Source organism: Saccharomonospora saliphila YIM 90502 (genome assembly GCF_000383795.1).
In the GTDB taxonomy this organism is placed as follows: Bacteria; Actinomycetota; Actinomycetes; order Mycobacteriales; family Pseudonocardiaceae; genus Saccharomonospora; species Saccharomonospora saliphila.
In genome coordinates this window covers 11901-13269 of the sequence record NZ_KB912623.1, presented here as the reverse complement: position 1 = coordinate 13269, position 1369 = coordinate 11901, and the positions used below count along the sequence as shown (strand labels likewise).

The following is a 1369-nucleotide window of genomic DNA, read 5'->3' as shown; positions in this document are numbered from 1 at the left end:
GGCGGCGACGGAACCGCCCGTTTCGCGCGCCGGAACGGGGAAGCGCGGTCCGACCGCGGCCCCGCCGCGGTGCGTACGGCGCTGACCGCGTGGCTGTCCCGGCCGCTGGCCGACTTCCACCTCATCCTCGCCACGTGCGGCACGCTGGGCGTGATCGGCGTGGTGATGGTGTTGTCGGCGTCGTCGGTGGCCTCCTACGACCCGGGTGCCGACGGCAGCGTGTACGCGCTGTTCGCGCGCCACCTGCTGTTCCTCGCGGTCGGCACGGTCGCGTTCTGGCTCGCGCTGCGCGTGCCCCTGCGCCGGGTGCGGGCACTGTCGTCGCCGGCCGTGATGATCTGCCTCGCGTTGCTCGCGCTGGTGCTGACCCCGCTGGGAACCTCCGTCCACGGCTCGCAGGGCTGGTTCGTCGTGGCCGGGCTGTCGCTGCAACCGGTGGAGATCGCCAAGGTGTCGCTGGCGTTGTGGGGCGCGCACATCCTGGTGGTCAAGTACGAGGTGCTGCATCAGTGGCGCCATCTGCTGGTGCCGGTGCTCCCGGCGGCCCTGCTGATGTTCGCCCTCGTGATGGCCCAGCCCGACCTCGGCGGCACGATCACGCTCGGCGTGGTGCTACTGGCCCTGCTGTGGTTCGCGGGCGCACCGGTGCGGCTGTTCACGATGATCCTGCTCGGCGCCGTGGCCGGGGCCGTGGTGCTGGCGCTGGTGGCGGACTACCGGCTCGACCGCATCGTGTCGTTCCTCAACCCCGACGAGGACCCCCTCGGCGACGGGTTGCAGGCCAACCAGGCGCTGTACGCGCTGGCCGACGGCGGCCTCTTCGGCAAGGGGCTGGGGCAGGGACAGAGCAAGTGGATGTATCTGCCCAACGTCCAGCACGACTTCATCTTCGCGCTGATCGGCGAGGAGCTCGGGTTCGTCGGGTGCCTGGCCGTGCTCGGCCTGTTCGGACTGCTGGCGTTCGTGGGCCTGCGGATCGCCATGCGCAACCTCGACCCGTGGATCCGCATCGTGGCGGGCACCCTCACGACCTGGGTGGTGTCGCAGGCCGCGGTGAACATCGGCTATGTCGTCGGGCTCCTGCCCGTCACGGGGGTGACCCTGCCGATGATCTCCTACGGCGGGACCTCGCTGGTGGTGACGATGGTGCTGTTCGGGCTGCTGGCCAACTGTGCCCGCCACGAACCGGAGGCGGTGGCCGCGTTGCGGACGCAGGGGCCGGGTAAGTTCGGACGCCTCATGCGGTTGCCCGCGCCGGACCCGTACCGGCCACCCGCGCGTCGCCGGAACGGCAGGCCCGCGTCGGCGTCGAACGGCAGACCCGCGTCCCGCACGGAGCGGACGGGACGCGCGGCGGCGCCCGAGCGCA

At 71.9% G+C, this 1369-nt stretch carries 1 protein-coding gene; it reads left to right on the top strand.

Going from position 1 to position 1369, the window contains the following annotated elements:
* Positions 1–69 precede the first annotated feature (69 nt).
* On the top strand, positions 70–1369 hold a 1300-nt coding region (gene ftsW / locus SACSA_RS21285), incomplete at its 3' end, for a putative lipid II flippase FtsW (protein WP_083940132.1).